The sequence below is a fragment of the Microbacterium sp. Bi128 genome, assembly GCF_918698205.1.
On sequence record NZ_CAKKMM010000206.1, the window covers coordinates 1 to 6,963 of the forward strand.

A 6,963-nucleotide genomic window follows, 5' to 3' on the forward strand; every position below is an offset into this window, starting at 1 on the left:
GACCCCCCCGAAACTGGCCTTCCAGCAGCCGGTCCGTGGCGGGATCGGACAGGCCATCGAAATAGCGGTCCAGGACGACGCGGAACACGGTTTCGCCGGGCGCGGCCCGCTGGAACAGCGTCATGGATGAGTGCAGCTTCCGGGTGTCGATGCCGCCGAAAATTTGCGCCGCGGACCGCCCCTGAAGTTCGGCCACTGCGGCGGCAGCCTCCCGCAGCCGCGGGCCAAGGACGCCGTGCCGGCAGTAAGCACGGGCCTCGGCCAGGGATGAGATGGCGTACTTCCGGGCGGTTTCGCTGCGGCCCAGGCCCGCGAGCTGGGGGAAAACGAACCACATCCAGTGACTCCTCTTCATGCCTGACCGCAACTCCGCCAGTGCGTGCCCGTAGGTTCCGCCGGCGTCCTGGGCCGCCACGAACCGTTCAAGATCGTAAGGGTCTTCCATGCCCGCTAGGCTACGTCCCCCGGTGCCGGAGTGACAGCACGGCGACAGGCCGCCCGCGGGCGAAGGGGTCATTCGGCCGGGGCGGGATTGCCGATCCCGGGCGTATCGTGTCCCCCATGGCGAATGTCCTGGAGATGGTCGGCGTTGTGAAGCGGTTCGGTCCCGTGGTTGCCTTGAATGGGTTGGACTTTTCAGTCGAGGCGGGCGAGGTCCACGGCTTCCTCGGACCGAACGGCTCCGGCAAATCGACCACGATTCGCCTGCTGCTGGGCATGCTTCGCGCCAATGCTGGCTCCATCCGGGTGCTGGGCCTTGACCCGTGGCGCGACGTCGCGAGCCTCCACCGGCGCCTGGCCTACGTCCCCGGGGATGTGGCGTTGTGGCCCAACCTGACCGGCGGAGAAGTGATCGACCTCCTCGGCCGGCTCCAGGGCGGCCAGGACCTGGCCCGGCGGGCCCAGCTGTTGGAGCTCTTCGACCTCGATCCGACCAAGAAGTCCCGGGCCTACTCCAAAGGCAACCGGCAGAAAGTGGCCCTGGTCGCTGCCCTGGCCACCGACGCTGAGCTGTTCCTGCTGGACGAGCCCACCAGCGGACTGGACCCCCTGATGGAGGAGGCCTTCCGCGGCTGTATCCGGGAACTGCGTAACCAGGGCCGCACGGTACTGCTCAGCAGCCATATCCTCAGCGAGGCCGAGGCACTTTCGGACCGCGTGAGCATCATCCGTGAGGGCCGGGTGGTGGAGACGGGGCGGCTTGATGAACTCAGGCACCTGACCCGCACCTCCGTCACTGCCGATGTCGCGGTGGTACCGGCGGGCTTGGATGCCCTGCCAGGCGTGCACGACGTCGTCGTCACGAACCACCGCGTCAGCGCCCAAGTGGAACCGTCCGGCCTGGCCCCGTTCATGCGGGCGTTGACCGACGCGGGACTCGTCGCGCTGACCAGCCAGCCGCCCACCCTGGAGGATCTCTTCCTTCGCCACTACGGCGCTGCGCTGCCCGTGGCCGCGGCCGGGTCGAGCAGCGGACGCACCACCGATGCGTGAAACGTTGGCGGGGACCGGAGTCCTGATCAGGCTCGGGCTCCGCCGCGACCGATGGTTGTTGCCGGCGTGGATCGCCGGATTCGCCGCGACAACGTATTCAACCGCGGTGGCCGGCGCCGAGCTCTACCCCGATGTGGGGAGCCGGGTCGAGGCCGCGACGGCCCTGAATGCCACGGCCTCGCTCGTGGCCCTCTTCGGCAGGGTCTACGACCCCACGTCCCTCGGTGCCCTGTCCCTCATCAAGTACACGGCGTTCATGGCTGCCATCCTCGCCGTCCTGATGGTGTTCATTACCGTCCGCCATACCCGCAGCGACGAAGAGTCCGGGCGGCTCGAGCTCCTGGGCGGCGGCCGGATGGGCCGCGACGCGCCGCTCGCGGCCGCCCTCACCATCAGCTTCGGAGCCAGCATTGTCCTGGGGCTGGTCACTGCGGTGTCTTTGGCCGCCGGCGGACTTCCGGCGGCCGGCTCGATCGCGTTCGGACTGGGCTGGGCCGCCACCGGCATGGCATTCAGCGCCATGGCCGGGGTCACCGCCCAGCTGACGGCCAGCGCGCGGGCGGCCACGGGAATGAGCCTCGGCGTCGTTGCCGTGACCTATGCGCTGCGTGCGGTGGGGGACCTCGCCGAACCGGGGCCCTCCGCCCTGTCCTGGCTTTCGCCGATCGGCTGGAACCAGCAGATCCGGGCCTTCGCCGGGGACCAGTGGTGGGTGCTCGCCCTCCCTCTGGTGCTGTGCGCCTTACTCGGGCCCGTGGCCCTGGCACTCCGCGCCCGTCGGGACCTCGGCTCCGGCCTGCGCCAGGAGCGCCCCGGCCCGGCTCGCGGCTCGCTCCGCGGGGTCGGGGACCTCGCTGTGCGGCTCCAGTTCCGGCTGCTGGCGGCCTGGGCGGTCGCCTTCGTGGTGTTCGGCGTGGTGATCGGATCGCTGGCCGGCAACATCACGGACTTGTTGAGTTCGCCCAACGCGCAGGACATGATCATGATGCTGGGCGGAACCCAGGCCATGACGGATGCCTTCATTGCAGCGGAGATCAGCATCATGGGACTGCTGGCCGCTGCCTACGGACTGTCCGCGGCCAGCCGGCTCCGTGACGAGGAGACCGACGGCCACGTCGAGGCGCTGCTGGGCACCGCCACCACCCGGCCGCGGTGGGCGACCAGCCATTTCGCCCTGGCGCTGGCCGGGGTCGCCGTGCTCATGCTGCTGGCCGGAGTGTCGGTCGGGGCCGGCGCAGCCACCGTCCTGGCCGATGCCAACCAACTCGGCCGCGTCACACTGGCCGCTGCCGCCCAGATCCCCGCGGCCTGGGTCATGACCGCTGCGGTGCTGGCGGTGTTCGGCTGGGCGCCCCGGCTCACCGGGACGGTCTGGGCCCTGCTGCTGCTCTTCGTCGCGCTTGGTGAGTTTGGCGTGCTGTGGAATGCCCCGGAGTGGCTGATGGAGCTCTCCCCGTTCCGGCACTCGCCGCTGCTGCCCCTGGATTCCGGCGCCGTCGGGCCGTTGCTCGGACTTACGGTGACTGCCGCGGCGCTCGCCGCGCTGGGGTACGCCGGCTGGCGCCGCCGGGATCTGGCCCCGTGAGCGGGCCAGAACAGCCACTACTCGCCAATAGGGGGCGGCGGTAATATCAGATTCGAGAGTTCTTGGCGCATTCCGGCACTGACGGGACGCCACTCTCGGGCCGGGTCGGAGGGCGGGATGCAGGACGCATACGGGCTATATACCCCGACCACGCTGGTGGAAATCGGGCTTCTGCTGGCGACCTTTATCCTCTGCTCCCTGATTGGCACTGAGCGGCAGGTCCGGCAAAAGGTCGCTGGCTACCGCACCCACGTCCTGGTCGGCCTCGGATCGTGCACGTTCACCCTGATCTCCGCCTACGGCTTCGCCGCCGCGCTGGCGCCAGGGGCCACCATGGACCCGTCCCGTATTGCAGCCCAAATCGTCAGCGGCATCGGCTTCCTCGGTGCCGGGGTGATTTTCAAGGGACGGAACGTAGTCCGCGGCCTGACGACGGCCGCCAGCATTTGGGTTTCTGCCGCCGTCGGCATGGCGTGCGGGGCCGGAATGCTGTCCCTGGCTGTTTCGCTGACCGCTTTCCACCTCATCACGTTGTACGTCGTTTCTCCCGTGATCAGGAAGATCCCGACCCCCGACGCCCACCGGGTTCTGCACCTGGGCTACGACGACAACCGGGGCGTGCTGCGGCAGGTGTTGGAGATCGCCACGAATATGGGGTTCAGCTCGTCGATCCTGAGCATCAATAAGGCGGGCGATGAACAAAAGCCGATCGTCCTCATGGACATCCGCTTCCATGGTCATCTTCCGCTGCGGGAACTCGTCCCCTACCTCCTTGATGTGCCCGGCGTGCAGAGTGTGACCGTTCGCGGCACCGATCCGAACGAGGACGACGACGATCCCAGCGCCTGAGAACCCCATCAAGCACACCACCGGGACTCCCGTGACTGGCGCACGCTGATTGAAGCCGTTCGGGATGACCGTTAGAGTCTGCGGATGACCGAGAACAGCGTCGCTTTGACGGATGCCGTGTGCGTGCGGGTACTGCGCAGGTCCGACGCCGGGTCCCTGGCCGACGCCTACCGGCGGAACCGGGAGCACCTGGCGCCCTGGGAGCCGGTGCGGTTTGAGGAATTCTTCACCGCAGAGGGACAAGCCGCCAGCATTGAATCCAAGCTCGGATTGTTCATCGCGGGAACAGACGTGCCCTGGGTCCTCGTGGAAGGCTCCCGCATCATCGGGGTGATCAACCTCAGCGGGATTGTCCGGGGGCCATTCCTCAGCGCCCACCTCGGCTACTGGGTGGACAAGGACCTGACGGGGCGGGGAATTGGCTCGGCCGCGGTGGAGTTCGCCCTCCAGACCGCGCGCAACGAACTGGGACTGCACCGGCTGCAGGCCTCAACCCTCCCGCACAACGCCGCGTCCCAGCGGATCCTGAAGCGGGCTGGCTTTGAGGAGATCGGTTTGGCAGCCCAGTACCTTCGGATTGCCGGATCCTGGCAGGACCACATCCTCTTCCAGCGGATACTGTTCTGATGGCTGATGTTCCGGTTGCACCAGGTCCCGTTGCGCCAGGTCCCGTTGTGCCAGTTCCCATTGCACCGGGGGACTTTGGTGCCCTGCACCATGTAGAACTCTGGGTGCCGGACCTGCAGCGGGCCAGGGACCAGTGGGGCTGGCTGCTGGGCAGGCTGGGCTACGAGGCCTACCAGGACTGGGCCCACGGGTGCAGCTGGCGCCGCGGGCCGACGTACATCGTCGTCGAGCAGTCCCCGGCGCTGACCGGAACCGCGCACGACCGCAAAGCACCGGGCCTGAACCACCTGGCGTTCAGCGCGGGGACCCGGGCTGACGTGGACGCCATGGCGGGCGAGAGCGTCAGCCACGGCTGGGCCGAGCTGTTTCCGGACAAGTATCCGCACGCAGGCGGCCCCGCCCACTTCGCCGCCTACCTCGTGAATGCGGACGGCTACGAAGTGGAGCTGATTGCTGCAGGCTGATGGCGTCGGTGCCCTACGGATTGGTTGTCGGAGGTGCCTGCTCGGCCTTCAGTTCCTCGCCGTGGGCGATGATCGCGTAGATGATCAGCACGTCCATGGCGATGACGATGACGGACCACCACGGCTGCTGCGGAATGAGCATCAGTTGAACGACCGCACTGAAGCCGGCAACGACGACGCCAACGACTCGAGCCCACGTTGCGCCGGCGAAGAGCGCGACGGCGGTGAGGATCAAGAGCACCCCGAGGGCGACATTCCACCAGACCCACCACTTCGCATCGAAGAGGAACAGGGTTCCCGGGGTCGACAAATAGTAGGTGTCGGGTCCGGTGAGCGCGACGAGGCCTTGAAGGCCGCTGAAAACGCCGTTGATGATCAGAATGACTCCGGCGAAACGGACCCAACCGGTCCAGCCGGTCGCAGTGACAGGGTGATGGGCAGTACTCATAGTGTCGACCGCTTTCCGTTGAATGCTCTGCCGTCGGCCTCATGGTCGGCGCAGTCGTGGGGTGAAGCTAGTACCGATTCCGATTATGTTCCTCGCAGTCCGGACCGGTCAATCGCTATAGGTCCTCGGAGCCGCCCGCGCCGGGCTCATTGCGATTGCCGTGGATCCGGGTACGTTGAACCATGACCATCCTGCTTGTTGGCGGCGGCCCCGACACCGTAACCACAGCTGCCGTCTTCGACCGCTTCGTCAAGGAACTCCGGCACCGGGCTACCGGCAGGGTTCCGCGCGTCGCTGTGGTTCTCTTTGACCATGAGGGCAGCTCGGAATATTTCCTGCCTGCCTATGTGGTGCCGTTGGAGTCCCGGACAGCCTGCGAGGTCGTCCCGGTCCTCCTCGGCTTCAACCGGGGCGCGGACCCTGCCGCGTTCGACGACGTCGACGGCATCGTCGTCGGGGGCGGGCCGACGCCGGGCTATCTGGAAGGCTTGCTGCCGTCCGCGCAGCCCATCCGCAGTCTGGTCTCCGACGGTGTGCCGTATATGGGATTCTCAGCCGGCGCGATGGTGGCTCCGGTGCGGGCGATCGTGGGCGGCTACCGGATCCGCGGCACCGAGGTCTGCCCGGCGGATTGGTCGGAGGGTCTGGAAGAAGTGGAGATCCGCGACGGGCTGGGTCTGGTGCCTTTCGCCGTCGACGTGCACGCCGCGCAGGCGGGAACCCTCGGCCGGGCCGTTGGGGCGGTGGCAAAAGGTCTCGTGGACCGCGCGGTCGCCGTGGACGAGGACACTGCCCTGGTCCTGCACCACGCGGACCTGGAGGAGCTGGACGTGATCGGCACCGGGAACTGCTGGACGATTCGCGGCGTCGGCACCAAGGCCACCGTCTCGGTTCTGTCGGCGCACAGCTAGGTTCCGGCACCCACCCCTTGGCACACTTGTTACCCGCGGGTAACATATGACTCATGCATCTCCTGTTCCGGACTCTCCTGCTGCTGTTCACGTCCTCACGCCGCTCACCGTTGAGCATCTGGGACAACTCCTCGCTGCCGCTGCGGGTCCTGCCCACGGACATCGACATCGCCCTGCACGTCAATAACGGCATGTACTTCTCGCTCATGGACCTCGGCCGCTTCGACCTCATGGCCCGCAGCGGCACCTGGAAGAAGATGCGCCGCCGGGGCTGGACGCCGGTCGCGGCGGGGGAGACCATCGCGTTCCGCCGTTCGCTGCAGCTCTGGCAGCAGTACACGATCGAGTCCAGGATCATCGGCCTGGACTCGAAGGCCATCTACTTCGAACAGCGGATGGTGGTGGACGGCGAAGTGTATGCGCGCGCCTATATCGCCACCCGGCTTCTGAGCAAGGGCAAGCCCGTCAGCCAGGAGGAAATCATCCGCGAGTTCGGCGCCCCGCCGGCGGATCGGGAGCTGCCCGGGTGGATCCACGAATGGCGCGAAACCAACGCCCTGCCCGGCGCCAGGCGTCCGGCCCCGC

The 6,963-nt window shown here is 67.5% G+C and carries 9 protein-coding genes; 7 read left to right on the forward strand and 2 right to left on the reverse strand.

Features of this window, described 5'->3' with window-relative positions; all coding sequences use genetic code 11:
* Positions 1–445 (reverse strand): DUF1810 domain-containing protein (locus LQV45_RS14640; protein WP_230007658.1); only part of this gene is annotated, 445 nt, incomplete at its 3' end.
* Positions 446–561: 116 nt separating this feature from the next.
* On the opposite strand from LQV45_RS14640, the gene LQV45_RS14645 reads away from it, so the two are divergent.
* From LQV45_RS14645 to LQV45_RS14665, 5 genes are all read left to right on the forward strand, one after another.
* Positions 562–1,494, forward strand: coding sequence for an ABC transporter ATP-binding protein (locus LQV45_RS14645; RefSeq protein WP_230007659.1), 933 nt, complete (start codon positions 562–564; stop codon positions 1,492–1,494).
* On the forward strand, positions 1,487–3,079 hold the full coding sequence (locus tag LQV45_RS14650; RefSeq protein ID WP_230007660.1) for an ABC transporter permease: 1,593 nt from the start codon (positions 1,487–1,489) through the stop codon (positions 3,077–3,079). Before LQV45_RS14645 ends, LQV45_RS14650 begins: the two co-directional genes overlap by 8 nt.
* Positions 3,080–3,196: 117 nt before the next feature.
* Positions 3,197–3,928: an MgtC/SapB family protein gene (locus LQV45_RS14655; RefSeq protein WP_028276975.1), complete on the forward strand. Its 732-nt coding sequence runs from the start codon at positions 3,197–3,199 to the stop codon at positions 3,926–3,928.
* An 84-nt stretch (positions 3,929–4,012) separates the two neighbouring features.
* Positions 4,013–4,555, forward strand: a complete 543-nt coding sequence (locus tag LQV45_RS14660) for a GNAT family N-acetyltransferase (RefSeq protein WP_230007661.1) — start codon at positions 4,013–4,015, stop codon at positions 4,553–4,555.
* A 47-nt stretch (positions 4,556–4,602) separates the two neighbouring features.
* The gene (locus LQV45_RS14665; RefSeq protein WP_230007662.1) at positions 4,603–5,019 is read left to right on the forward strand and encodes a VOC family protein; all 417 of its coding nucleotides are present in this window, start codon (positions 4,603–4,605) and stop codon (positions 5,017–5,019) included.
* Between the two features lie 13 nt (positions 5,020–5,032).
* Here the strand turns inward: LQV45_RS14665 and LQV45_RS14670 are convergent, their stop codons facing one another.
* Positions 5,033–5,467: a hypothetical protein gene (locus tag LQV45_RS14670; protein ID WP_230007663.1), complete on the reverse strand. Its 435-nt coding sequence runs from the start codon at positions 5,465–5,467 to the stop codon at positions 5,033–5,035.
* Positions 5,468–5,649: 182 nt separating this feature from the next.
* Between LQV45_RS14670 and LQV45_RS14675 the strand changes: the two genes are divergently transcribed.
* Both LQV45_RS14675 and LQV45_RS14680 read left to right on the forward strand, forming a co-directional pair.
* Positions 5,650–6,378 carry a Type 1 glutamine amidotransferase-like domain-containing protein gene (locus LQV45_RS14675; protein ID WP_230007664.1) on the forward strand — a complete coding sequence of 243 codons (729 nt, stop codon included), beginning with the start codon at positions 5,650–5,652 and terminating at the stop codon, positions 6,376–6,378.
* Positions 6,379–6,431: 53 nt separating this feature from the next.
* A partial coding sequence (locus LQV45_RS14680; RefSeq protein ID WP_230007665.1) for a thioesterase family protein occupies positions 6,432–6,963 on the forward strand: 532 nt, incomplete at its 3' end.

What these genes read in the sequence shown, in the direction of transcription:
- LQV45_RS14645 (WP_230007659.1), top strand. Translation starts at nt 562, where the DNA reads ATGGCGAATGTCCTGGAGATGGTCGGCGTTGTGAAGCGGTTCGGTCCC.
- LQV45_RS14650 (WP_230007660.1), top strand. Translation starts at nt 1,487, where the DNA reads ATGCGTGAAACGTTGGCGGGGACCGGAGTCCTGATCAGGCTCGGGCTC.
- LQV45_RS14655 (WP_028276975.1), top strand. Translation starts at nt 3,197, where the DNA reads ATGCAGGACGCATACGGGCTATATACCCCGACCACGCTGGTGGAAATC.
- LQV45_RS14660 (WP_230007661.1), top strand. Translation starts at nt 4,013, where the DNA reads ATGACCGAGAACAGCGTCGCTTTGACGGATGCCGTGTGCGTGCGGGTA.
- LQV45_RS14670 (WP_230007663.1), bottom strand. Translation starts at nt 5,467, where the DNA reads ATGAGTACTGCCCATCACCCTGTCACTGCGACCGGCTGGACCGGTTGG.
- LQV45_RS14675 (WP_230007664.1), top strand. Translation starts at nt 5,650, where the DNA reads ATGACCATCCTGCTTGTTGGCGGCGGCCCCGACACCGTAACCACAGCT.